We start from the raw sequence: 24,982 nt of genomic DNA, 5'->3' as shown, positions 1-24,982 counted from the left end.
AGTTCCAGGGGCGTTCTTGATTGTGCGAACAACAATAAACTGGGAGCCTGCCATGTCGGTCGATCCGCAAAAACTTCTCCGCGAGCTGTTCGACACAGCCATCGCCGCCGCCCACCCGCGCCAAGTCCTCGAACCCTACCTGCCCGCCGACCGTAGCGGCCGGGTCATCGTCATCGGCGCCGGCAAGGCCGCCGCCGCCATGGCCGAAGTGGTCGAAAAAAGCTGGCAGGGCGAAGTCTCCGGCCTGGTCGTCACCCGATACGGCCATGGCGCCAACTGCCAGAAGATCGAAGTGGTCGAAGCCGCTCACCCGGTCCCCGATGCCGCCGGCCTGGCCGTGGCCAAGCGCGTGCTGGACCTGGTCAGCGACCTCAACGAAGACGACCGCGTCATCTTCCTGCTGTCTGGCGGTGGTTCGGCGTTGCTGGCCCTGCCTGCCGAGGGCCTTACCCTGGCCGACAAGCAACAGATCAACAAGGCGCTGCTCAAGTCCGGCGCCACCATCGGCGAGATGAACTGCGTGCGCAAGCACCTCTCGGCGATCAAGGGCGGCCGCCTGGCCAAGGCCTGCTGGCCGGCCACGGTCTACACCTATGCCATTTCCGATGTTCCCGGCGACCTCGCCACGGTGATCGCGTCCGGCCCCACCGTGGCCGACCCGAGCACCTCGGCTGATGCCCTGGCCATCCTCAAGCGCTACAACATCGAGGCCCCCAAAGCGGTCATCGACTGGCTCAACAACCCGGCCTCGGAAACCGTCAAGGCCGATGACCCGGCCCTGGCCCGCAGCCACTTCCAGCTGATCGCCAAGCCCCAGCAGTCGCTCGAGGCCGCTGCAGTCAAGGCACGCCAGGCCGGGTTCAGCCCGCTGATCCTCGGCGACCTGGAAGGCGAGTCGCGCGAAGTGGCCAAGGTGCATGCCGGCATCACCCGGCAGATCGTCCAGCATGGCCAGCCGCTGAAGGCGCCATGCGTGATCCTGTCCGGCGGCGAAACCACCGTCACCGTACGTGGCAATGGCCGTGGCGGGCGCAACGCCGAATTTCTGCTCAGCCTGACCGAGAGCCTCAAGGGCCTGCCAGGGGTGTATGCCCTGGCCGGCGACACCGACGGCATCGATGGCTCGGAAGATAACGCCGGCGCCTTCATGACCCCGAGCAGCTACGCCCGCGCCGAAGCGCTGGGCCTGTCGGCCAGCGACGAGCTGGACAACAACAACGGCTACGGCTATTTCGCCGCGCTGGATGCACTGATCGTCACCGAGCCAACCCGCACCAACGTCAACGACTTCCGCGCCATCCTGATTCTCGAGACTGCCCAATCATGACGCCTGATAAAAAAGTTAAGATCCTCGCCACCCTCGGCCCTGCGATCAAAGGCATCGACGATATCCGCCAACTGGTCGAAGCCGGGGTGAACATCTTCCGCCTCAACTTCAGCCACGGCGAACACGCCGACCACGCCCTGCGCTACCAGTGGATTCGCGAGGTCGAGCAGCAACTGAACTACCCGCTGGGCATTCTCATGGACCTGCAAGGGCCGAAGCTGCGCGTTGGCCGCTTTGCCGAAGGCAAGGTCCAGCTGCAACGCGGCCAGGCCCTGCGCCTGGACCTGGACAAGGCCCCGGGCGACAGCCGCCGGGTGAACCTGCCGCACCCCGAAATCATTGCCGCCCTCGAACCAGGCATGGACCTGCTGCTCGACGACGGCAAGCTGCGCCTGCGCGTCACGGCCAAGCACAGCGACGCCATCGACACCGAAGTGCTGGCCGGTGGCGAGCTGTCCGACCGCAAAGGGGTCAACGTGCCGCAAGCGGTACTCGACCTTTCGCCGCTCACCGAAAAAGACCGCCGTGACCTGGCCTTCGGCCTGGAACTGGGTGTGGACTGGGTGGCCCTGTCGTTCGTCCAGCGTCCGGAAGACATCACTGAAGCACGCCAACTGATCGGTGACCGTGCCTACCTGATGGCGAAGATCGAGAAGCCCTCGGCAGTCGAGCAACTGCAAGCCATCGCCGAGCTGTCGGACGCGATCATGGTGGCCCGTGGCGACCTCGGCGTGGAAGTGCCGGCGGAAAGCGTGCCGCAGATCCAGAAGCGCATCATCGGCACCTGCCGCCAGCTGGGCAAACCGGTGGTGGTGGCCACGCAGATGCTCGAATCCATGCGCTTCTCGCCGGCCCCGACCCGTGCCGAAGTCACCGACGTGGCCAACGCCGTGGCCGAGGGTGCCGACGCGGTGATGCTGTCGGCCGAGACCGCCTCGGGTGACTACCCGCTGGAAGCCGTGCAGATGATGAGCAAGATCATCCGCCAGGTGGAGAATGGCCCGGACTACCAGGCCCAGCTCGACGTGGGTCGGCCGAAGGCCGAAGCCACCGTGTCGGACGCCATCAGCTGCGCGATCCGCCGGATCAGCGGCATCCTGCCGGTGGCAGTGCTGGTCAATTACAGCGAGTCGGGCGCCTCGACCTTGCGAGCTGCGCGCGAGCGCCCGCGGGCACCGATCCTCAACCTGACGCCGAACCTGAACACCGCACGCCGCCTGAGCGTGGCGTGGGGCGTACATTCGGTGGTCAATGACCGCCTGCGCCAGGTGGACGAAGTGGTTTCGACTGCTTTGGAGATTGCCCAGGCGCAAGGCATGGCCAGCCGTGGCGACACGTTGCTGATCACCGCCGGTGTGCCGTTCGGCAAGCCGGGGTCGACTAATACGCTGCGGATCGAGACCTTGATCTGAGATTTTTGCGGGCGCTTTGCGCCCGTTTCGCGACACAAGGCCGCTCCTACACGGACCGCGACACCTTCAGGCTTGCGCGATCCCTGTAGGAGCGGCCTTGCGTCGCGATCGGAGGGCGCAGCCCTCCCCAACACCGAAATACCTGACCGGCGGAAAACCCGAGGCCCAAAGAGGCCCACCGCTTCCCATCAACCTCACTGACTGCCCCGATGTACACCAAGAATTTCGTCAACCCGTGCCCCGACTGGGCCACGGCGCTGCTCAATGGCTTCAGCCAGGTGCTGCTGCTGCGCAATCCCCTGTGCGGCCTGTGCTGCCTGCTGGCCATCCTGCTGACCGCCCCCGACCTGGTCGGTGGCGCCTTGCTCGGCGCCCTCGCCGGCCTGCTCACCGCCCAGGCCCGCGGCTACGACCGCGCCGATCGCCAGGCCGGTTTGTACAGCTACAACGGCGTACTGGTCGGCATCCTGATCAGCGCCGTGCTGCCCTGGTCGGCCATCCTGCCACCGTTGATCATCGCCGTCGGCGGCCTGTCCAGCATCATCACCCACCAGTGGCGCAAGCGTGGCGGCAAACTGCTGGTTGCCTACACAGCCCCCTTCGTGCTGCTCGGCTGGGCCACCCTGCTGATCGCGACGCCCTCGCCCGCCGGTTTCGTCGAAGCCGACCCGCTGTACGCCCTGGCGCGCGGGGTCGGGCAGATCTTCCTGCTCGACCAGCCGCTGGCCGGCCTGCTGATCATCGTCGGCATGTCGATTGCCAACCCCTATGCCGCGTTGTGGGCCGTAATCGGCTCGGCCCTCGGCGGCGGCCTGGCGTTGCTCACCGATCAGGCACAGGCTGCGTGGCTGGGCCTGTACGGCTTCAACGCGGCATTGGCGGCGCTGGCCTTCAGCAGGCAAGGTGAGAAGCCCTGGGTGACGTTGCTGGCCATCGTCCTCGCCCTGCTGATGCACTCCCTGTTCAAATGGCTGCCGGTACCCGGCCTGACCGCGCCCTTCGTCGCCGCCTGCTGGCTGATGCACCTGGGCAGCCACCTGGCCCAGCCCAGGCAACGCAACGCCAGCCGCTTGCACAGCTGAAAGGCAACCCCTAGGCTCAGCCCATCGCCATTGTGGAACGAGCCCATGAACAACCCCGCGAGCCTGCGCGAGCGGCTCTTCGTCATCGTCTTCCAGACCGACACCGTGGCTGGAAGACGCTTCGACAAGATCCTACTGCTGATCATCCTGGCCAGCCTGGTCACCGTCATCCTCGACAGCATCGACGCAATTCACCAGGGCTACGCCGGCCTGCTGGCCGCTATCGAATGGGGCTTCACCGCGATCTTCCTGGCCGAGTACCTCACCCGCCTGTATTGCTCGCCCAAGCCGCTGCGCTATGCCTTCAGCTTCTACGGCCTGGTCGATCTGCTGGCGATCGTGCCGGGGATCATCGCGCTGTACTACAGCGACGCCCAGTACCTGCTGATCATCCGCGTCATCCGAATGCTGCGGATCTTCCGAGTGCTCAAGCTCAGTCCGTACCTCAAGCAGGCCCATTACCTGATAGACGCACTGCGCGGCAGCAAGCAGAAGATCATCGTGTTCCTGGTCACCGTCTCCACCCTGGTGACGGTGTTCGGCACCCTGATGTACGTGATCGAAGGGCCGCAGCACGGCTTCACCAGCATTCCCAAAGGGATCTACTGGGCCATCGTCACCCTGACCACCGTGGGCTTCGGCGATATCGTGCCGAAGACCCCGCTGGGGCAGGTGATTTCCTCGCTGGTGATGATCATCGGTTATTCGATCATCGCCGTGCCGACCGGGATATTCACCGCCGAGCTGGCCAATGCCATGCGCGGCGAGCAGTTGCAACATGACTGTCCCACCTGCAGCAAGAAGAACCATGAACCTGCGGCAGCGTTCTGTTCCCGGTGTGGCAATGCGCTGTTTCCCAGGCCGTGATACTGCGGCATAACCAAAGTGTTTTTTGTTCTTTAACCGCCACGGACCTGCCCGCTATAGTCGCAGGCAAATTGCCAATACCTTTTCGACAACAAGGAAGCAACGTGAAAAAACTCTTCACCGCCTCGCTGCTCGCCGCAGGCCTTGCCCTGGGCAACCTTGCCCAGGCCGCCCCCACCCTGCTCAATGTCTCCTACGACGTGATGCGCGACTTCTACAAGGACTACAACCCGGCCTTCCAGAAGCACTGGGAAGCCGAGCACAACGAGAAGGTCAACGTGCAGATGTCCTTCGGCGGCTCGAGCAAACAGGCGCGTGCAGTGATCGATGGGCTGCCGGCCGACGTCATCACCATGAACATGGCCACCGACATCAACGCCCTGGCCGACAACGGCAAGCTGGTGCCGGACAACTGGGTAAGCCGCCTGCCGAACAACAGCGCACCGTTCACCTCGGCCACCGTGTTCATCGTGCGCAAGGGCAACCCGAAAGCCCTGAAGGACTGGCCCGACCTGCTCAAGGACGGCGTGCAGGTAATCGTGCCCAACCCGAAGACTTCGGGTAACGGTCGCTACACCTACCTGTCGGCCTGGGGCTATGTACTCAAGCAAGGCGGCGACGAGAACAAGGCCAAGGCCTTCGTCGGCAAGCTGTTCAAGCAGGCGCCTGTGCTCGACACCGGTGGCCGCGCCGCAACCACCACGTTCATGACCAACCAGATCGGCGACGTGCTGGTGACCTTCGAGAACGAAGCCGAGATGATCGCCCGCGAATTTGGCCGCGACCAGTTCGAAGTGGTCTACCCAAGCGTATCGGCCGAAGCCGAGCCGCCGGTGAGCGTGGTCGACAAGGTCGTGGCACGCAAAGGCACCCAGGCAGTGGCCGAGGAATACCTGAAGTACCTGTGGTCGCCAGCGGCCCAGGAAATTGCCGCGCAGAACTACCTGCGCCCGCGTGATGCAACGGTACTGGCCAAGTACACCGACCGCTTCCCGAAAGTGGACTTCCTGTCGGTGGAGAAGACCTTCGGCGACTGGCGCACCGTGCAGAAGACCCACTTCAATGATGGTGGGGTGTTCGACCAGATCTACACCAATCAGTAATGGCTGCAGGCCTGGCCGGCCCTGTCGCCGGCCAGTGCAGGCAACCTCAGCCCTGGCGGAACACCAAGGCCTTCAGCCCGCCCGCCGGGTCCGCATCGGGAAACTCGGGCGGGTTCTCCAGCCGCTCGACAAACGCCAGCGACGGCGCCTGCTGCGCCATGCCCTCGATCAGAAACTCCGGCCCGATCCCTGGGTCGTTGACGCACGCCAGCACCGTGCTGCCCGGGTTCAACAGCTCCGGCAAGCGCCGCAGGATCTTCGCGTAGTCCTGGGTCAGCACGAAGCTGCCGCGCTGGAAGGTCGGCGGGTCGATGATGATCAGGTCATAAGGCCCGTACTTGCGCACCTTGCCCCACGACTTGAACAGCTCGTGCCCCAGGTACGCCACGCGCGACGGGTCATGGCCATTCAGCCGATGATTGTCGCGCCCGCGCGCCAATGCCGACTTGGCCATGTCCAGGTTCACCACCTGCTCGGCGCCGCCGGCAATTGCCGCCACCGAAAAACCGCAGGTATAGGCGAACAGGTTCAGCACGCGCTTGCCCGCCGCCTGCTCGCGCACCCAACGTCGGCCATAGCGCATGTCGAGGAACAGGCCGTTGTTCTGCCGCACACCCAGGTCCAGCAGGTAGGCCAGGCCGTCTTCGATCACTTCGCGTTGCTGGCACGGCTCGCCCAGCAGCCACTGGCCCGGGCTGTCGGGCAGGTAACGGTGCTGGAGGAGGATGGCCTGGCCGGTCCACTGTGGGCGCTCGGCGAGGCTGCGCAACATGGCTTCCAGTTCGGCCAGTTGACCTTCGGGAGGCTCGCGGAACAGGGCCACTGACAGTACACCTTGCAACCAGTCGACGGTGACCTGCTCCAGGCCCGCCCAGCAACGGCCACGACCGTGGAACAGGCGGCGGGTTTCCTGCGGAGCAGGGTCGAGGGCGGTGAGCAGGTGTTGCTCAAGAGTCTGGATTGGCGAAGTCATCAGGGGTCGCAAGCTGGCAAAAGCGGCATTCTACCCGCTGAGGGCGCTTTGCGCCCTATCGCCGGCAAGCCGCAAAGCGGCCTCAGTGGTCCTTGACCGCCATCACCCTGGGCCGGAACCACCAGCCCTGCTGCATCCCCGCCGCCGCCAGCAGGATCAGCGCCACCCCCAGCCACTGCAGCGGTGCCAGACGATGCCCAAAGGCCACCCAGTCGACCAATATCGCTGCAATCGGGTAGATGAACGACAGCGCCCCGGTCAATGCCGTGGGCAAGCGCTGGATGGCGCTGTACAGCAGCACATACATCAAGCCCGTGTGCACCATGCCCAAGGTCACCAGGCTGGCCAGCGCCGGCACTTCGCCCGGCAACCCGCCCAGCTTGACCCAAGGCGCCAGCAACAGTACGCCGGTAGTCACCTGGATCAACGCGATCAGGTGCGGTGGGGTGCCGCTCAGGCGCTTGATGATCAGTGCCGCGATGGCATACAGGAAGGCCGCCCCCAGCGCCAGGGCAATGCCCAGCAGATAATCGTCACCACCACCCTGCCCGCTGCCATGGGCACTGACGATCGCCAGCATGCCGAGGAACGCCACGCTCAGCCAGGTGACCTTGGCCAAGGTGATCCTTTCGCCCAAGAACACCGCCGCCAGCCCCACCAGCATGAACGGCTGCACGTTGTACACCGCCGTGCCGATGGCAATCGATGCCCGCGAGTAGGACGCGAACAACAGCACCCAGTTGCCGACGATAGCCACACCGCTGGCAATCGCCAGCAGAAATGCCGTGCGGCTGATAACGCCCGGCCGCAAGAAGCCAAAGCCTGCGCAGATGGCCAGCAAGGTCACGGCACCGAACACGCAGCGCCAGAACACCACCTCGAGCACCGGCTGGCCAGACACCAGCACGAACCAGCCGATGGTCCCGGAAATAAGCATGGCGGCCACCATTTCCAGCGAACCACGGCGCAACGAACTATCCATTTCACACCTCCTGTCGATGACGGCAACAGTATGCAAATGTTTCCGGGAGGCCTTCCAGCGGATATCGAAGGTAGATTTGCCGAGCTACCTTTACTATCAAGGCAAATCATCCAAACGACCTTACGAGGTGACCATGACCGATGCCATCGACCAATTGCTGATCAATGCACTGATGGAAGACTCACGCCGTTCGCTCAAGGCCTTGGCACAGATCAGCGGGTTGTCAGCGCCCAGCGTCAGTGAACGCCTGCGCCGCCTGGAGGAACGCGGCGTGTTGCGTGGTTACACCGTAGACGTCGACCCCCGCGCGTTTGGCTACCAGCTGCAGGCGATCGTGCGCATCCGCCCGCTGCCCGGGCAGTTGCAGGAGGTGGAGCGGCAGATCATTGCCATCCCCGAGTTCACCGAGTGCGACAAGGTCGTCGGCGATGACTGTTTCATTGCCCGGCTGCATGTGCGTTCGATGGAACAATTGGACACTCTGCTCGACCGCCTCTATACGGTGGCCGAAACCAATACCGCAATCATCAAGAAAAGCCCGGTGAAGCGGCGGTTGCCGCCGATGGACTGAACCAAGTCTGAGCCGGTCTCTCTGCGCGCAACCCGCAAAGACGCCGGCACAGAAAAGCTGACTAATTTTTGTACACAATAATGTCACCATAAGTGCCATTTTTGTGTGCACTTTCCAATTTAACGCCCCAATACGTTACACCACACCCACCTCAAAGCTTGACCAATCGATCAACTAAGTAGTACGTAAAAAATTTAAACTTGTTCAATCGGTCAAATTATATTTTCCAAGTTTCATAAAGTTATCGGCTGTAACGACAGATTCAAAATAATGGCATCTACCTGGTTGGTGTTCCTGTGGCACGGAACTCGCTTTTGTGTGTTCGTGTTTTGTATACAAGTTGAACAAAACATAAATACACAAGAACCCGCGACGCCGCCCAACAGCGGCCGCCGCGCCCTGAACCCAGTGATGCCAACGCTGCACCGACGAGATGGCGAGCCCGTGCGCATGCCCGCTCATCGCAGTCCACGTGCATCAGGAGCCCGCCGGAATGAGTACCAGCCTCGACCTTGCCCCTGAACTATCCGTCGCCAGCACCCACCCCGCCTCGCCACTTGCCGACAGCCAGCCGGCACTTGCCCTGAGCCCACGCCTGCATAATCGCGACCTCGCCCCGACGCGCCTGCACGGCCGCCGCTGGGGCCGCTACAGCATCTTTGCGCTGTGGACCAACGATGTGCACAACATTGCCAACTACTCGTTCGCCATGGGTTTGTTCGCCCTCGGCCTGGGTGGCTGGCAGATACTGCTGTCGCTGGCCATCGGCGCAGCGCTGGTGTACTTCTTCATGAACCTGTCCGGCTACATGGGGCAGAAAACCGGCGTGCCGTTCCCGGTCATCAGCCGCATCGCCTTCGGCATCCACGGCGCGCAGATCCCGGCACTGATCCGCGCGGTCATCGCCATCGCCTGGTTCGGCATCCAGACCTACCTGGCATCGGTGGTGCTGCGGGTGCTGCTGACTGCCGTGTGGCCGCACCTGGCCGCCTACGACCACGACAGCACCCTCGGCCTGTCGAGCCTGGGCTGGGTGTGCTTCGTGTCGATCTGGCTGGTGCAGCTGGTAATCCTCGCCTACGGCATGGAGATGGTGCGCCGCTACGAGGCCTTCGCCGGCCCGGTGATCCTGCTGACGGTTGCCGCCCTGGCGGTGTTCATGTACGTCCAGGCCGACGCCCGCATCGCCTGGTCGGTGGCCGCGCCGCTGAGCGGCTACGAGATGTGGCGCAACATCTTTGCCGGCGGCGCCTTGTGGCTGGCCATCTACGGCACCCTGGTGCTGAACTTCTGCGACTTCGCCCGCTCCTCGCCCTGCCGCAAGACCATTCGCGTGGGCAATTTCTGGGGCCTGCCGGTGAACATCCTGGTGTTCGCCATGATTACCGTGGTGCTGTGCGGTGCGCAGTTCCAGATCAACGGCCAGGTCATCGACAGCCCGACGCAGATCGTCGCCAGCATCCCCAGCACGCCGTTCCTGGTGCTCGGTTGCCTGGCCTTCCTGATCGTCACCGTGGCGGTGAACATCATGGCCAACTTCGTCGCGCCGGCCTTCGTGCTCAGCAACCTGGCGCCACGCCACCTGAACTTCCGCCGTGCCGGGCTGATCAGCGCCACCCTGGCGGTGCTGATCCTGCCGTGGAACCTGTACAACAGCCCACTGGTGATCGTGTACTTCCTGTCCGGCCTGGGCGCGCTGCTCGGCCCGCTGTACGGGGTGATCATGGCCGACTACTGGTTGCTGCGCAAAGGCCGCATCAACGTGCCGGAGCTGTACACCGAGCACCCGGCCGGGGCCTACCACTACAGCAAGGGCATCAACCTGCGCGCCGTGGCCGCCTTCGTGCCGGCCGCACTGCTGGCCATCGTCCTGGCCCTGGTGCCCAACTTCCATGGCATCGCGCCGTTCTCCTGGCTGATCGGCGCCGGCATCGCCGCTGCGGTGTACCTGCTGATCGCGCCACGCAACCGCCAATACCACGACGTCAGCGGCGAATGCATCGCCGTCGACCACAGCAGCCACTGACCAGGGAGGGCTACACATGCGTATCCTGATTGCCAACGTCAACACCACCGCAGCCATCACCGAAGCCATCGCCGAACAGGCCCGCAGCGTGGCCGCGCCCGGTACCGAAATCATCGGCCTGACCCCATGGTTCGGCGCCGAATCGGTGGAAGGCAATTTCGAAAGCTACCTAGCCGCCATCGCCGTGATGGACCGGGTGCTGGCCTACGACGGCCCGTACGATGCGGTGATCCAGGCCGGCTATGGCGAGCATGGCCGCGAGGGCCTGCAGGAGTTGCTGGACGCACCGGTGGTGGACATCACCGACGCTGCCGCCAGCACCGCGATGTACCTGGGCCACGCCTATTCGGTGGTCACCACCCTGGACCGCACCGTGCCGCTGATCGAAGACCGCCTGAAGTTGTCCGGGCTGTACGACCGCTGCGCCTCGGTGCGCGCCAGTGGCCTGGCGGTGCTGGAACTGGAAGCCGACCCGCAACGCGCCGTGGCGGCGATCGTCGAGCAGGCCGAGCGCGCCGTGCAAGATGACAAGGCCGAGGTGATCTGCCTGGGTTGCGGCGGCATGGCCGGGCTGGACGAGCAGATCCGCCTGCGCACGGGCGTGCCGGTAGTGGATGGCGTCAGCGCGGCGGTAACCGTTGCCGAAGCACTGGTGCGCATGGGCCTGAGTACCTCCAAGGTGCGTACCTATGCCACGCCGCGGGCGAAGAAGGTGCTGGGTTGGCCGATGCGCTGCGGTCGTTGATCCCTGGTACGGTCAATCCGTCACCCGCGGCTCAGGTCGGGCAGCCACGAGCCCGACCATCCAGCCCCTGGCGCACGTTGCGGCTGAGCAGGCTGGCCTTGCCGTCGCGCCAGGTCAGCTTGAGCACGTAGAGGGTATCGAAATCGTCACCGCTCCAGTCCGCGGTGATCACCCGCTGGTCGCCCAGGGCCTTGCCGGCCACCGTGTTGATCAACTCGGGCAGGTAGCCGTGCGACCAGGCGGTGTAGACAGTCGCGTTGCGGTACTTGTCGCGCAGCAGCTCGTCGGCCAGCGCTTCGGTGTCGTTGGCGCCGTAATCGATGTTCACCGGCAGGCCCAGGCGAATGGCGCTGGGTGTGATGGTCATCAGCGGGCGGATGTAGCTGTAGCTTTCCTCCTTGCTACCTTCCTCGACATGCCTTGAAGGGTTGGCGGCGAACACGTAGTCGGCTTTGCCGAAGCGCTCAGGCAGCACGCTGGCCAGATCCAGCGCCCGGTTGAGGCCCTGGCAGTTCAATTGGCCCAAGCCCTCTTCCGGCTTCTCGGCGTGGCGCAGGAACACCAGGGTTTGCGTGCCATCCGCCGGTTGCGCCCGGCTTTCGACAGCCTCCTGCACCAGCGGCACGGCGGCGGCGCTGAGCACCAGGCCCAGCAGCAGGTGGCGACGACGACGCAAGAGGGTTGGTAACTTCATCAGAGCAGGCTCATATGGCGGAGTGAGTCGGGTTACCCGCCACATCGCCTCGCCAGTGGCGAGACCCCCTTTGCAGTGATGCCATCCCTGGCAACGAGTGAGGGTCAGAGTGCCCTGCACCCGTTTGGTTCCTCCTTGAAGGTGGATGCCGCTCCCTGGCAAAACCATGCTAGCAATGGCTGTTGCCAAATTGTGTAGGCCAAAAGAACCTGGGGTTGCAGGAGCGCGCCGCCAGCAACGGTGCTCGCGTTCATCTCGCCTCGGTGCCTCCAGCAATTCGGCCATCACGGTCAGGTCCGCGGCCTGGATCAGCCGAGCTGTTCGAAGGCCTGCTGCCCGGTCAGCTCCCTGGTCTGGTTGGCAAAGCAATACCAGGCGGGTTTCTGTTCGATAAAAATCTGCAGGTCGAACGCCCACTCCTGGTCGCCGTCAAGCAGGCCGACCGGCACCGCATGGAAGTCATTGGCCTTGAGCCGGTAATACAGGTGTGTGCCGCACTGGCCGCAAAACCCCCGCTGCGCCCAATCGGACGAATCGTAGACGCTGGGCGCACGCCCTTCGATGACCGGTGGCTGGCTGCAATGCACCACCAGCAGCGGGCCGCCGGTCCACTTGCGGCACATGCTGCAGTGGCAAGCGCTGATGTGGGTGGTGTCGACGATAACCGTAAGCCGGGTGGCGCCGCACAGGCAGGTGCCGTGTTTTTCCAGGGGCATGGCTGGTTCCTTCAGCTTGGGATGGGCCTGCAATTATAGACGCCTGCAGCGGCCTCATCGTCGGCGATGCGCCCCCACCCCGAGCGCATCGGCCTCTAACCATGCGTAATCCGGCTGGCAGGCCGTATTCAGTCATCCCGTGTCAGTACTTCCAGCAGCTCGATCTCGAAGGTCAGGTCCGAATTCGGCGGGATCGCCCCCACACTGCGCTCGCCATAACCCAGCTGAGCCGGCACCAGCAGCCTGCGCTTGCCCCCCACGCGCATGCCCATCAGGCCCTGGTCCCAGCCCTTGATCACCCGGCCGGTGCCGATCACGCACTGGAACGGCTTGCCGCGCGCCCAGGACGAGTCGAACTCGCTGCCGTCGGCCAGCCAGCCGGTGTACTGGGTAGTGATCAGGGCGCCTTTGACGGCGGCTTTGCCGTCGCCTTCGACGAGGTCGGTGATCTGCAGTTCGCTGCTCATGGAAAACTCCAAGCGGTGGTTCGGGGGCGTCGTTTTCTCAGGAATACATGGGTTTGGCAAGTTTGCGTGGCGTGATGTGCCAGCGCATCGACCACTGCCCTCGCGCTGATCGCTACGCTGCGACGGCGGCGAAAACGTTGCGCCTGCATAGCTAGCCCGGCGGCCGACCTGACATTTTTGCCAGGTTACACAGCGCGCATGGCTATGCACCATGGCGGTAAACCCACAACAGGAAATCACCATGTCCAACCAACAACGCAAAGCGTGGGAGGCACCCAGCCTGCCGCAAGCTGAACCAGACCATGACAATCCTGGACACCAGTACCTGTCCATCGCCAGGCTATACGACATCTCCGGGGAAACCCTGACCTGCCAAGTGCCGATCTCGGCGGGCATGCTGGCAGGTGATATCGTCCGCGTGCGCGGACGTTTCGGCGAGGTCATCTACGACGCGCCCGAAGTCGCCATCGCCAATCCACCCCGCCCGCTGACAGTGGCGATGCCCAAGTTCATGCTCTATGGCGTTGCCGGTAATGTCATGGACCTGAACTTCGCACTGCGCAAGCCCGGGGGAAGTGATTGGCAGATCTCCCAGAGCCGTAACATCAGGGTGCAATCGCAGCTACTGACACTGCAACGCCCCAGCCTGCCACAACGTAGCCACACACTGCAGATCGACTATATCGGCATGAACAGCGGAGACACAGTGCGCGGCCGGCTGTATAGCTCGGCAACCAGCTACGTTGATACCCAGGAGGTAGAGGTCAGACAGCCTGGAACCGTTCGGATCGAGATCCACCACTCATGGTTCGAAGCCAATCGTGGCAAGCCCGTATGGCTGAACTATGCCGTGCTGCGTAGCGGGCAGCCACGAAGGCTCGTGTCCCAGGTGCTGTACATCGAAACGCTGGAAGTGCCGTCTTTATGACGAAAGCTGGCCGGGCCAGGGACCTGAGCTATGCCAGACGCCCTGGCCTAACCCCGTAATGCCTTTGCGCAACCGCAGCCATACAAGGACCTCACGATGACAACCCCTATCGTTGGCTGGGCAGTAGCCCTGGCCTTGCTGTTGTCTGCCTGCTCTAGCCAGGTTCAGCCACCCGCCCCCATTCCAGCCCCATCCGGGTCGCCGCTTACTGTTGTCGACGGCCCGGCAACCGCCGAAGCATTGACCAAGCGCTACAGCGACATTGCGCAAGACTGTGGCAGTGCGAGCCGGCCAGCGTTCCTCTGCAACGGCGTGATCCTGCGCACCACCACCTACTCGCCCCGCTACGACGCCTGGAACCCAAGCCCGACAGCGGTGAGACTCGGCGCGGTATCATTCTCCTACCTGCGCCAGGACAGCAAATTCGCGCGCATGCCGTGGGGCGGCGAGAACGGCATGGTGCTGTATCCGATTTTCGCCTCGCCACCGGACAAGATCGACATCGCCGTGTTGTGCTCCTACCCCATCGATGGCTGGACCGACGGCCGCGTCGGCAACCGCTGCGGCCAATATGGCAGCAACCCGACCAGCGTTTCCTGTGAACTGCAGGGCATCACCAGCGCAGCCCAATGGACGTCGTTGTACACCCAGCAAGGGGGTGACAACACGAAAATCTGTGCTTTCAACGTACGCGATGGCCAGAACTATCTGGCCGGCCCGGCGTTCTATCAAAGCCTGCTGGCCAAGAGCAGTGGCAACCCGACCGACAAACGCTTCACCGAACATAACGAGCTGGTACACGGCCTCTGGGAGCAGAACATTCCCGCCCAGCTGCCCATCCAGGCGTTCTTCTACACCACCCCGGCGGGCCTGAAGGATGCTTGGCAGGATCGCCTGACCTTCCGCCACAAGGCCAACATCGACCTGCCCCTGATCAAGATCACCCTGCCCACGAGCACGGCCGAACAGGCCCGTTTCGACTACATCGCTGCGGATAACATCGACCCACCGCTTGGCCTCGACGCCACGGCGGTAGCCCTGACCGGCAAGACCTACCTCATTCCTGACCACCCAGGCGTCGCGCCGGTCTACACCCCCGGCAGCAATGCAGTCGAACGCCATGCCAGCGGCGGCAAGATGCCCTACACCTATGCCAGCAGCAACCCCGGCGTCGCAGCCGTGGACCCGTACGGCCTGGTCACCGCCAAAGGCAACGGCACTGCGCAAATCAGCGTGACCGACGCCACGGGCCAGACCCGCGCGTACACGGTCAATGTGAGTAACGTGCTGAAGGTCTACCGCTTTCCAAAATCGAACTGGAACAACGCGTCGCGCGCCGTCGCTGCACAAGGTGCGCGCTTGCCCAGCGAACAGGAAGCGCATGAGTTGAAGGCAACATACGGCGGCCGCTGGCCTTTCGCTCATGCTTATCACTGGACGGCCAAGGGCTGCGGTCTCGGCAAGCACCTGGCGGTGGAGCTGCACAACAGCTCGGTGGTCGGTATGTGCGCCTCGTTCATAACCTCGTATGAGGTAGTCGGCCTTAAACCCTGATGGGCAACCTTACGCCTGCGCCAGGGTTGCTTGCGCAGGCTTAGCCCAATTGCTCGAAGGCCTGCTCCCCGGTCAGGTCCCGGGTCTGGTTGGCAAAGCAGTACCAGGCAGGAGTCGTGGGCACTGGGTGCGAGCCCTTCGAACTGCGGCGATGTGCTGCAGTGCACCACCAGCAACGGCCCGCCGCCCCACCGGCGGCAAAGGCTGCAATGGCAGGCGCTGACGGTGCGGCTGTCGACGTCGGTAACAATGCGCACGGCGCCGCACAAACAGTGGCCACGCAACGTATGAGCAGACATCAGGCAATCCTCGGTGCGGTACGAAACCCAACATTGCACTGTATGCATTTCTTGCCTTGCACCTGATAGTTCTGCCAGTTGCTGGTGAAAGCTCTCGCTCTTACGCTGGCTATTCCCTTGCAACTTCCCGGAGCACCGCGATGAACCAACGACTGACACCACCTGCCCGGCTCATAGACCTGCCAGCACCATCGATCCCTGCCGCCGCCAACGGCGGTCTTGGCTATTACGACATCGAATATGATCCGCTCGGATTTACAATCGTCACGGTCGGCCCGTATTTCGAAATGCTCGAAGGTGATCTCGTCGAGGTGTTCTTCGGCACCAAACGGGTCGCGTTCCATATCGCAGACACTGGCGATACCAGTACCATCAACATCAAGGTGCCCAATCGCGAGATCAAGGACCTTGGCGACGGTGAATACACAGTTACCTACACCATTGTATTTTTTATCGGCGGAGGATCGGTCAAATCTGTCGAAACGCCGGTGTTGGTAAAGCTTTCCGTACCCGGTGGCCTTGACCCCAGACCCGACACCCCTGAATTGAATGAAAACCTGGCATCGCCCTTCGTAATACCCGACCCGGTGCCCGACAGCGCCCAGTCCGCCACCGTTTTTGTTTCACCGTGGCTGAACATGGCGGCAGACGATGTCCTGACCGTCAGTTGGGGCGGGCACATGCGCAGCCTGAGCCCTTTGCTACCAGGGGAAGTCAATCGCCAGCAACAGGTGATGATCGACCGCGCAATGCTCGAAGCCGTAGGAGGCGGTCGGGTACCGGTCACCTACGAGATTCGCGACAAGGTGAACAACCGCTCACTGTGGGCACCTTACAAGAATACCGATGTTGAAATCGAAGACCCCAACGCACCTGAAGCGCCCTCCGTGATCGCTAACGGGGCTCCCGTCACGGAGATTGACCTGGCGGTCCTGGGCTCGGACGACGCCACTGTCTGGGTACCACGTTTCGACGATATTCAGCCCGGCCAGCAGGTGGTGGTGGAGTGGCGTGGCCTGACAGCCGCCAACGCTCCTGTAGACCATGACAGCGGGCCACAGCCGGTCCCCAACCCCTTGCCGTTCTACTTGGAATTCAAGATTCCCAATGCCAAGGTAATCACCTTGGGCCAAGGCTCCGTACGAGTGTCCTATGTCGTCGATGGCCGGCGCGTTTCGAAAAAAGTGCTGCTCCCGGTGAAAGGCCAGCCGCTGGTGCTCAGGGCGCCAGAGGTGCCTGATGCCGTGGCCGGCGAACTCGACCCGGCAGTGGTGCCCACTGGTGCACGGTTCATCGTACCCGCCCAACCAGGCATCCCGCAGGACGCTCGCATCGACATCTACTGGGACGGCGTGACCTCAGGTGGGTTACCCGCGAAGTACTCCGACAACCGCACCGTCAGCGACCCTTCGCAGCCGCTGCTGTTCACCATCCCCGCCAGCGCCATCACCATCATCGCCGGAGGCAGCGTCACTGCGCATTACACCGTCAACAACGGTGGCACGCTGCTACTCTCGCCGCAACTTCCGCTGCGCGTCAAGGCAGCCAGCACTCAGCCGCTGCCTGCGCCAACGGTGGACGGAGTACAGAACGGGGTGATCGATGCCAACCTCCCCTCGACCTTCATCCGCATTCCACAATACCCCGACATGGCCGTGCAGGATGTGATCACAGGTCACTGGCTTGCTCCCATGGCAACCAGTGGCCAGGTTACTGTCGTTACCGTCGGCCCGCAGGAAATTCCAATAGCAGGCACCTACATTGCCGGCAACCTCAACAGCACCGTCACGGTCAACTACTCGATACCGGGCAAGGGAAGGTCCTCCTCCCTGTCGTTCACTGTCGAGGGGGCCACCATCGTGCCTGTCGCACCTCGTGTTCCCAAGGCGTCGGGTGGACGACTGAATGTTCAGAACGACATGTACTACGATGACTTCCTCGAAGTGGAAGTGCCGCCATTCCAGGGCATGGCGAACGGCCAAGCCATCGAGCTGGAGTGGGTCGGCCCCTATTTCACCTGGCGCGACAGGCAAACCGTCGGCACGCCGCAAACGCTCAGGTTCCAGGTGCCCCGTCTCGAGGTGATCGACGCCATTGGTCGCTCGGTGCAGATCCGCTACACCGTCAACGGCACAACCCCTTCGCCGAGCTTCGTGTTGAACATCGACAGCCAAGGGATGGAGATGCCACCGCCTCGCTATTTCCCACAAGAGGGCTCGCCTACCGCCGCAGTGTCCATCCTGTCGCCGGACCAGCAGACCGGCCACACAGGGCGCGTACGCTTGTATGGGGTCAATCCGGCTCCTTGGGATTCGACCGAAGAGTACCTGCAGGCGGAAACGCCAAAGTACTTCCAGGTCCCAAGAAGCATCGTGGAAGAGAACAGGGGAAGAGGGGTCCTGATCAACTACAGCATCTATCGCGGTAACAACGAACGGTTCAGGTTCTCCAGGGTCCTTCGCCAACAACTCTGAGGGTGCGGCTGCTGCGCCCGGTGCAAGGCCGGGCGCAGCAGAGCGGTATCTGCACCGCAGTTTCCCGGCAAAAACCAGCATTTTTACCAGGTTACATTCTGCCAACAGTCGCTCAAGCTTGACCGCAAGCCTTGAGAGCGACGCCCGTGAAACTTGGCAAACTTCATACTTTTCCTGGACTTGATGGGACTTTTCCTACAGGAAAAGTCCCATCGCCCGTTCATCCTCCGCGCATCCCGCCGTTCTGGCCAAAAATCATCCCGGAGTCCACGATGAAACGACCTTACCACCTGACTACTCACAATCCCTCACGCTACGCATGCCTGTTGCTGCTCAGCTGTAGCCCATTGGCTAGCCATGCCGCCATCCTTGACGGTCCAGGGCAAAGCGCCACGGTCGAAGCCGGCACTCCCGCCGAGTTCTGGGAGGTACGCAACGGCGCCAGCCTGGTCCTCAACCCTGGCAGCGAGGCCGATGGTGCGGGGTCAAGGCTGGGCTCGGCCATCGCCTTGGTCAACGGCAGCAGCCTGACTGCCCAAGGTGCCACGATCCGCGCGAACGGGCGCGCCATCCTCAACAACCAGAGCACCCTGAGCCTGGCGGGTAGCCGCGTCACGGCGAAGGAAAACGGCGATACCTCGGCGGGTGCGGAATTTTCCTCCGGGGTGGCGTTGCTGATGCTCGGCGGCAACGCAACCGTCAGCGGTTCGGTGCTCGACGGCGAACGTCATGCTATCGCGATCAATTCCGATATCAGTGGTTCCAGCGCAGACCTTACCGCAGTGCTTGATATCGCCGGCAGCCAACTGGTGTCCAGCAACGGCAGTGCGATCTACATGGGCAACCTGTATCCCGGCGAAGACGCCCCCCCCATCGCCCACATCACCCTGCGCGACGGCACGGTGGTCAGCGCCGGCAACGGCAACCTGCTGGAGGTCCACGATGATGCCCAGGCCTACCTGACCATCAGCGCCAGCGACATCACCGGCAATATCACCTCAGAGGACACTGCCACTACAGAAGTGAGCCTGATCGAAAAGGCGATCCTGCGCGGCTCGATGCGAGGCGTCGACAAGGTCAACGTGGCTGACAGCGCCTCCTGGATCATCACCGACGACTCCAGCATCGGGCAGTTGAGCAATGGCGGTACCGTGGCCTTTTCCGACGGTGCCGCCGGCCGTACCTTGACCGTGGAAGGCGACTATGCCGGTAACGGCGGCACCTTGGTGTTCAACTCGGTACTCGGCGGCGACGATTCGCTCACCGACAAACTGATCGTCAAAGGCGACACCAGTGGCAGCACCTCGGTACGCGTCAACAACCTGGGCGGCAGCGGTGCCAAGACCCTCAACGGCATCGAGTTGATCACCGTGGGGGGGAACTCGGCCGGGGAATTCCAGCAATCGGGCCGTATCGTCGCCGGCGCCTACGACTACCACCTGGTGCGTGGCGAAGGCGACAACAGCGGCAACTGGTACCTGAGCAACGAACTGAGCGACCCGGGCAACCCTGGTCCAGGGCCGGGCCCGGAGCCGGCGCCAACGCTGGTGGTACGCCCCGAAGGTGGCGCCTATGCCGCCAACCTCTATGCCATGAATACACTGTTCGACGCCAGTGTCAGCGAGCGTAGCAGCGAGACCGAGCGCGCCGACACCCTTGCGGCCAATGGCAGGTCGACCAACCTGTGGATGAAAAACAGCGGCGGCCACCAGCGCGCCACCGACAACTCCGGGCAGCTCAACACCCATACCAACCGCTATGCCCTGCTGCTGGGCGCCGACCTGGCCGGCGGCATGACCCGCGACGGCGGCGCCTGGCGCGCCGGGGCTTTCGCCGGCTATGGCTACAGCCACGGTACCACTACCTCGCAGCTCACCAACCACCATGCCGGCAGCCAGGTCAAAGGCTACACCACTGGTGTCTATGGTACCTGGTACGCCGACGGTAACAGCGAGCAGGGGCTGTATACCGATGCGGTATTGCAATACAGCTGGTTCGATGCCCAGGTAACCGGCGAAGATGTCGCCAAGGAAACCTACAGCGCCAGTGGCGTGTCGACCTCGCTCGAAGGCGGCTATGTGTTTCGCAACGCCCTCGACAACGGCAGCGCCTGGTACCTGCAACCCAAGGCCAAGGTGTTCTGGTCTGGCGTGACGCCCGACGATCACCGCGAAGACAACGGCACCATCGTCTCCAGCGGCGGCAGCGACACCTTGAGCGTCAGCGTCGGTGCCCGGGCATTCCTCAAGCTGAACTACAGCGGTGACGACACCCTGGTCGACAGCTTCAAGCCCTTCGTCGAAGCCAACTGGATCCACAACAGCCGCCAGGCCGGGGTCACCCTCGACGGTGCCAGCGTCAGCCAGGTCGGCACGCGCAACATCGCCGAGTTCAAAGCCGGCGCCGAAGGCCGGATCAATCGCGACCTGACCGTCACGGCTGCGCTGGCCCAGCAAACGGGCGGCGACAACTTCTCTGACACAGCCGCCTCGCTGGCCCTGCGCTGGTCGTTCTGAAGCCGTGCCGCGCGGTGCCCCATGCACCGTGCGGCATGCCCCCCGCATACCTTCCCGCACTATTCCCCGCCTTAACAGCCGCCGCTACCTGGTAAATCTGTCAGGTTACAGGCGCGCGTTTTTTGTCGAACATAGACCTGCGATCGCATTGGCTGCAAAGGCTAGCTGAACAGCCGGAAGTACCCGTAACACCGTTGCCGAGCCCAGGCCTGACGAGGTCTGGGCGAGACAGCAGACAACCCCTGACTCCCTTTTAGCCAATGGAACAAGCCATGACCCAATTCATCGACGTGGTCACTAACAGCGGTGTACCCGCCAACTCCATCGCCCGTGCCCCCCTTATCAAGGGCCCGCTGACGTACCAGGCGACCCTGGTGGCGCCACCCGGTACCGTACAATTCCCTGATCCACTGGTATTCCCTCCCGCAGCTCTGGCTCCCCTGCCACCGTCCGGGGTCGCCGACAACCTGCTGCTGGAGAGTGTCCGCAACGACGATCTGAAACTTGAATTCCCGGTACCGAGCAAGGTACGCGACCCTGACCGTGACAAGGTACAGCTGTTCGTCGATGGCAACGCCGTTGGCACAGCTCTCACCTTCACCGGCTTCGTTGCCGGTGAGACTTTCGAGATCGAACTGCCCGCCAGTGCACGAAGCGAAGGCCCCCACACCATCGTGTACCGGGTGACCTACTTCGCGGGTGGCGGTACCGAGGATGGCCCGACCCAGTCGTTCCGGGTCGACCTGACCGCCCCTGGCCGCCCGACCCTGGGCAAGCTCATTGTGGATGAAGACATCGTCGCCAATGGCCTGACCCCGGACAAGCTCAAGGATGACGGCGGTATCGAATACCTGGAAAGCCTCGTGCCCAGCTATGAAGGCGTTGAACCTGGGGACTTAATCCAGGGCTTCATCAACGGTACCGTTGCACCGGGCAGCAAGGCAGAAAACCTCACCGGTGGTACTAATGATGACGTGGAACTTCGCTACCTGCGCGAAGACATCGAAGCCGCAGACGATGGCAACCTTAGATTCACTTATCAGATCACCGACCGTGCCGGCAACAAGTCACTGCCTTCAGAGTGGCTCGATCTGCGGGTACTGCTCAAGGGGGAACTGATTGGCCTGCTAGCCCCGGAGGTACCGTCCTTCGACGATGACGGCATCATCGGAGAAGCCGACGCGCGTGGCCCGGCAGACGTGATCATCCCCGCATTCACCGGCGCCCCGGGTATCCAGCCAGGGGACCAGATCCAGTTGGTTTGGGGTGGGCAGGCGCATACCCTGGTTGCAATTCCAGGAGGTACGGAAGACCAGGAGCACATCGTCCAGGCCTCCTATGCCGCGCTCTACGACACCTGGAAAACCGCGACCAGCGGCGCCAACCAGGTCGCCAACATCGATGTGTTGTACCGCATCGTGCGCAACGGACTGGTGGCCGGCACCTCCCCTGCCACCACCGTAGCTATCAACCTGTTCCAGGCCGGTGGCGACCCGGACCCAGAGAAGCCAGAACACCCCAACCTGAAGGCCGCCCTGCTGCTGTCGGCCAGTGGAAAGCCAAACGAGATCCCGGTGGAGGATTTCGACAAAGCTGCCACCATCACCGTGTACTGGTACGACTCGCAGACACCGCAGCAGGAGCTGTTCATTCTCAATGACCGGTTGAATGTTACCTACGGCGGCACATCGCTCTCCGAGCGCGTTATCAGTGCAGCGGATGTAGCCAACAAGGCCGACCTGGTGCTGCCCCTCACCGCGGATCAGATCCGCAATGAAGGCTCGGGTGAGAAGATCCTGAAGTACAGCGTAACCCGCAACGTGGCTGGCGGCGCGGAGAATACCTCGCATTCACCGAAGCAGCCCGTCCTGGTCTCTGGTTCGGACGAACTGCCAGGCGGAGGCACCCTGCCGGATGCCAACTACCGGCCGCTGAACGGCAACGGCGTGATCGGGCCTAATGAAATCAAGGCGGGGGTGTTCTTCGTGACACCGCATTACCTGAACAAAGAAGTCGGCGACATCATCTCGATCGACCTCGTGCAACACGTGGACGAGAACCACACCCCTGGCGATACACCGATCGAAGAGACCAGGATCACGTTGAGCAAAACCGTCGGGCCTGACGACAAGGACACTGTCACGGAGTTTTCACTCGACGCCGCCACATTGGCGTTCCCGCTGGACCTTTGCCACATCTATGCCGAGTGGACAGCAGAGAACGACGCAGGCTCTGTCACCAACAACACAACACACATCGTCATCGACAGCCGCGGTTACCGCCCCTGATCCAACCTGAACCACCACAACAGAACGAGGGGAGCCTAGCCAGCTCCCCTCGTTTTTTGGCGACAGTACCTGTCATTTCTGCCAGTTGTGCCCGGTCACAGGCCCCCATAATCTGACACCAACCCGGGCCAATCCACTCTTCTTCTTCACACCAATGTCTTCGTCGAGCACGCCGAAGCCGGTGAGCACACGCCCGAGGTTTGCCAGATGAACCGATTACTGCTGCTGTTCGTACCTTTACTGCTGGTTGCCTGCGTCAGCCAGGAAACGTCAGTCCCTCCCTCCAAACCCCATGCCCCGGCCATCACCGTGGTCGATGGCCCGGCCACGGCGGAGGCCTTGACCAGGCGTTACAACGACACCCGGGCAAACTGTGGCAGTGACAGCATGCCGGCATTCCTTTGCTCCGGGGTAATCATACGCGCCACGACCTACAGCGATGCCTACGATACCTGGGACCCTAGCCCTGTGGCCGAGAGGAAGGGCAGCGTTTCGTTTTCCTACCTGCGCAAAGACAACAACTTCCAGAGCTTTGCCTGGGCGCCGACCAATCCCAACGGCTTCATTTTCTACCCGATCTTCGACATGCCACCAGGCAAGCTCGACATCCCCATCCTGTGCCATTTTCCCATGGATGGCTGGACCGACGGCCGAACTGAACGGTATGGGTGCGGCATCTATCCCGGGGTGGCGGGCAGCCAGCCTTGCCATCAGCAGAACATCACCACGGGCGCTCAGTGGGTGGCCAGGTTTCCGCCCGGGACGGTAGGCAACAGCATCTGTGGCTTCGATGTGCGTGACGAACTCAACCATTATGCCGGCCCGAACTTTTATGCAGCCATGCAAGCCAAATGGTTGAACACGGGGTACTTCAGAGAACAGAACGAAATGTTGGTGCAGGTGTGGCCAAAAGGCCAGGGCGCGGCACTGCCGATCCAAGCCTTCTTCTACGCCACGCCAGCGGGGCTGGACCCGGCACGCAAGAGCAAGCAGCGCTTTCTCAGCAAGACCGGCATCGACCTGCCGATCATCAAGGTCACGCTGCCCACCGTAGCTTCAGGCAGCGCAACCTTCCAGTACATCGCCGGGGACCAGTAAGGTCCTGTTCGGCATGATCGGCCGGGGTACCGCAACCTGCGGCGAAGTACCCCGCCCTGATCAACAGTACACCACCCCACGCAGGAACAAGGCAGCCCGCCCACTGATGAACACCCGGCCATCGCCTGGCACTTCACAATGCAACTGCCCTTTGCGCGCTCCGCCTTGTTCGCAGGTCAATGCGCGCTTGCCGAGCATGGCGGACCACAGCGGTGCCAGCGAGGTATGCGCAGAGCCAGTGACCGGGTCTTCGTTGACCCCAACCCGAGGGCCGAACCAGCGGGTGACGAAATCATGATCACGGCCTGCAGCCGTTACCGCGATGCCGCGTACGTCGAATGCCGACAGGGCAACAAAATCAGGTTTCAGCGAGGCAAGCACCGCCAAGTCGTCGATCAGCACAACGTAATCATCCGAGCGATACACCGCTCTGGCATTGCTCAGCCCCAGCGCCTCCAACAGCCCGGCTGGCGGGTCGATGGCCACCGGCTGCTTGGCCGGGAAGTCCATCGCCAGCAGGCCGTCGGCCGCCCGGCTGACCCGCAGTTCACCGCTGCGGGTATTGAAGCGCAGCACTTCAGCCTGTTCGCCTAGCTGTTCGAACAGCACATAGGCGGAGGCCAGAGTGGCATGGCCGCACAAATCTACTTCGACGCTGGAAGTGAACCAGCGCAGGTCGAAGGCCTCGCCGTTACGCACGAAATAGGCGGTTTCCGACAGGTTGTTTTCTTCGGCGATGCGCTGCAGCAGGTCATCCGGCAGCCAGCTGTCCAGCGGGATCACCGCTGCCGGGTTGCCACCGAAGGGTTCGGCGGAAAAAGCATCGACCTGGAAGATCTCGAGTTGCATGCAAACGCTCC

The 24,982-nt window shown here is 62.9% G+C and carries 20 protein-coding genes and 1 pseudogene; 14 read left to right on the top strand and 7 right to left on the bottom strand.

What is annotated here, in order from left to right; genetic code table 11:
- The first annotated feature begins 52 nt into the window (after positions 1-52).
- The 5 genes from JKP78_RS21825 to JKP78_RS21805 all read left to right on the top strand — a co-directional run bounded on the left by JKP78_RS21825 (position 53) and on the right by JKP78_RS21805 (position 5,791).
- Positions 53-1,327, top strand: coding sequence for a glycerate kinase type-2 family protein (locus JKP78_RS21825; RefSeq protein ID WP_186688443.1), 1,275 nt, complete (start codon positions 53-55; stop codon positions 1,325-1,327).
- Entirely contained in the window at positions 1,324-2,739 is a 1,416-nt protein-coding gene (gene pyk, locus JKP78_RS21820; RefSeq protein WP_200627578.1) for a pyruvate kinase, read from the top strand. Before JKP78_RS21825 ends, pyk begins: the two co-directional genes overlap by 4 nt.
- Before the next feature lie 209 nt (positions 2,740-2,948).
- A complete protein-coding gene (locus JKP78_RS21815; protein ID WP_200627576.1) occupies positions 2,949-3,821 on the top strand; it encodes an urea transporter in 873 nt (290 codons plus the stop codon).
- A gap of 45 nt (positions 3,822-3,866) precedes the next feature.
- A complete protein-coding gene (locus JKP78_RS21810) occupies positions 3,867-4,688 on the top strand; it encodes an ion transporter (RefSeq protein WP_186680063.1) in 822 nt (273 codons plus the stop codon).
- Between the two features lie 104 nt (positions 4,689-4,792).
- Entirely contained in the window at positions 4,793-5,791 is a 999-nt protein-coding gene (locus JKP78_RS21805) for a sulfate ABC transporter substrate-binding protein (RefSeq protein WP_170031028.1), read from the top strand.
- 46 nt (positions 5,792-5,837) lie between these two features.
- Here the strand turns inward: JKP78_RS21805 and JKP78_RS21800 are convergent, their stop codons facing one another.
- Positions 5,838-6,764 carry a class I SAM-dependent methyltransferase gene (locus JKP78_RS21800; RefSeq protein ID WP_200627575.1) on the bottom strand — a complete coding sequence of 309 codons (927 nt, stop codon included), beginning with the start codon at positions 6,762-6,764 and terminating at the stop codon, positions 5,838-5,840.
- Positions 6,765-6,846: 82 nt separating this feature from the next.
- Positions 6,847-7,746, bottom strand: a complete 900-nt coding sequence (locus tag JKP78_RS21795) for a DMT family transporter (protein ID WP_200627574.1) — start codon at positions 7,744-7,746, stop codon at positions 6,847-6,849.
- Positions 7,747-7,879: 133 nt separating this feature from the next.
- Here JKP78_RS21795 and JKP78_RS21790 point away from each other — a divergent pair, with 133 nt between their 5' ends.
- From JKP78_RS21790 to JKP78_RS21780, 3 genes are all read left to right on the top strand, one after another.
- Complete coding sequence (locus JKP78_RS21790; RefSeq protein WP_186680071.1) at positions 7,880-8,317, top strand: Lrp/AsnC family transcriptional regulator; 438 nt, start codon at positions 7,880-7,882, stop codon at positions 8,315-8,317.
- Positions 8,318-8,810: 493 nt separating this feature from the next.
- Positions 8,811-10,343 carry an NCS1 family nucleobase:cation symporter-1 gene (locus JKP78_RS21785; RefSeq protein ID WP_200627573.1) on the top strand — a complete coding sequence of 511 codons (1,533 nt, stop codon included), beginning with the start codon at positions 8,811-8,813 and terminating at the stop codon, positions 10,341-10,343.
- Positions 10,344-10,359: 16 nt separating this feature from the next.
- Positions 10,360-11,088, top strand: coding sequence for an aspartate/glutamate racemase family protein (locus tag JKP78_RS21780; RefSeq protein ID WP_186688465.1), 729 nt, complete (start codon positions 10,360-10,362; stop codon positions 11,086-11,088).
- Between the two features lie 31 nt (positions 11,089-11,119).
- Here the strand turns inward: JKP78_RS21780 and JKP78_RS21775 are convergent, their stop codons facing one another.
- The 3 genes from JKP78_RS21775 to JKP78_RS21765 form a co-directional block, all read right to left on the bottom strand.
- Complete coding sequence (locus JKP78_RS21775; RefSeq protein ID WP_186688467.1) at positions 11,120-11,782, bottom strand: histidine phosphatase family protein; 663 nt, start codon at positions 11,780-11,782, stop codon at positions 11,120-11,122.
- Between the two features lie 308 nt (positions 11,783-12,090).
- Complete coding sequence (locus JKP78_RS21770) at positions 12,091-12,498, bottom strand: GFA family protein (RefSeq protein WP_186688469.1); 408 nt, start codon at positions 12,496-12,498, stop codon at positions 12,091-12,093.
- A gap of 128 nt (positions 12,499-12,626) precedes the next feature.
- Positions 12,627-12,965 (bottom strand): FKBP-type peptidyl-prolyl cis-trans isomerase, encoded by a 339-nt coding sequence (locus tag JKP78_RS21765; RefSeq protein WP_186688471.1) that lies wholly within the window; start codon positions 12,963-12,965, stop codon positions 12,627-12,629.
- Between the two features lie 241 nt (positions 12,966-13,206).
- Between JKP78_RS21765 and JKP78_RS21760 the strand changes: the two genes are divergently transcribed.
- Together JKP78_RS21760 and JKP78_RS21755 are read left to right on the top strand one after the other, a co-directional pair.
- A complete protein-coding gene (locus tag JKP78_RS21760; RefSeq protein WP_200627572.1) occupies positions 13,207-13,893 on the top strand; it encodes a hypothetical protein in 687 nt (228 codons plus the stop codon).
- Between the two features lie 96 nt (positions 13,894-13,989).
- Positions 13,990-15,447, top strand: a complete 1,458-nt coding sequence (locus tag JKP78_RS21755; RefSeq protein ID WP_200627571.1) for an Ig-like domain-containing protein — start codon at positions 13,990-13,992, stop codon at positions 15,445-15,447.
- Positions 15,448-15,487: 40 nt separating this feature from the next.
- Here the strand turns inward: JKP78_RS21755 and JKP78_RS25180 are convergent.
- A pseudogene (locus JKP78_RS25180) lies at positions 15,488-15,746 on the bottom strand (GFA family protein).
- 140 nt (positions 15,747-15,886) lie between these two features.
- On the opposite strand from JKP78_RS25180, the gene JKP78_RS21750 reads away from it, so the two are divergent.
- The 4 genes from JKP78_RS21750 to JKP78_RS21735 all read left to right on the top strand — a co-directional run bounded on the left by JKP78_RS21750 (position 15,887) and on the right by JKP78_RS21735 (position 24,122).
- Positions 15,887-18,220 carry a hypothetical protein gene (locus tag JKP78_RS21750; protein WP_200627570.1) on the top strand — a complete coding sequence of 778 codons (2,334 nt, stop codon included), beginning with the start codon at positions 15,887-15,889 and terminating at the stop codon, positions 18,218-18,220.
- A 272-nt stretch (positions 18,221-18,492) separates the two neighbouring features.
- Positions 18,493-20,736: an autotransporter outer membrane beta-barrel domain-containing protein gene (locus JKP78_RS21745; RefSeq protein ID WP_186688483.1), complete on the top strand. Its 2,244-nt coding sequence runs from the start codon at positions 18,493-18,495 to the stop codon at positions 20,734-20,736.
- 272 nt (positions 20,737-21,008) lie between these two features.
- Positions 21,009-23,024, top strand: a complete 2,016-nt coding sequence (locus JKP78_RS21740) for a hypothetical protein (RefSeq protein WP_186688498.1) — start codon at positions 21,009-21,011, stop codon at positions 23,022-23,024.
- A gap of 207 nt (positions 23,025-23,231) precedes the next feature.
- Positions 23,232-24,122 (top strand): halovibrin HvnA, encoded by an 891-nt coding sequence (locus tag JKP78_RS21735; protein WP_186688500.1) that lies wholly within the window; start codon positions 23,232-23,234, stop codon positions 24,120-24,122.
- Between the two features lie 60 nt (positions 24,123-24,182).
- Here the strand turns inward: JKP78_RS21735 and JKP78_RS21730 are convergent, their stop codons facing one another.
- Positions 24,183-24,971 carry a PhzF family phenazine biosynthesis protein gene (locus JKP78_RS21730; RefSeq protein ID WP_186688502.1) on the bottom strand — a complete coding sequence of 263 codons (789 nt, stop codon included), beginning with the start codon at positions 24,969-24,971 and terminating at the stop codon, positions 24,183-24,185.
- Between the last annotated feature and the right edge of the window lie 11 nt (positions 24,972-24,982).

The organism is Pseudomonas sp. LAM2023 (assembly GCF_016620375.1).
GTDB lineage: Bacteria > Pseudomonadota > Gammaproteobacteria > Pseudomonadales > Pseudomonadaceae > Aquipseudomonas > Aquipseudomonas anuradhapurensis.
Note: the sequence above shows the minus strand (reverse complement) of the source record. Positions and strands in the feature narration are given on the sequence as shown.